The organism is Isoptericola haloaureus (genome assembly GCF_036689775.1).
GTDB lineage: Bacteria > Actinomycetota > Actinomycetes > Actinomycetales > Cellulomonadaceae > Isoptericola > Isoptericola haloaureus.
On the sequence record NZ_JBAGLP010000075.1, the window covers coordinates 1 to 302 of the forward strand.

General features: G+C 87.7%; 1 protein-coding gene. It reads left to right on the forward strand.

Annotation, left to right across the window (positions count from 1 at the left end; all coding sequences use genetic code 11):
- The coding region (locus tag V5O49_RS00240) for a biotin carboxylase N-terminal domain-containing protein (protein ID WP_332900462.1) at positions 1-302 on the forward strand (302 nt) is incomplete at both ends.

Consider the following 302-nt stretch of genomic DNA (forward strand, 5'->3'; position numbering starts at 1 on the left):
GACCTGGACCCGGCCGCCGGCGTGGCGGCCGCCGTCGCGTCCGGCGCCGAGGCTGCCCACCCCGGGCACGGCTCCCTGTCCGAGAACCCGGCGCCCGCCCGGGCCTGCGCCGAGGTCGGCAACGCGTCCCGCGCCCCGCCCGTCGCGGCCACCGAGCCGCTCGCCGGCCCCGGGCCGCGCCCACCGTGCCAGGCCCACCGCGCCCGGGCGCGCCGCGCAGGGCCCGCCCGCCACCTGGGCCCCGGCCCCGCCGTCGCGGCGCCCGCCCGGCCCGGCGCCGCGGCGGGGCACCCCCGGTGCAC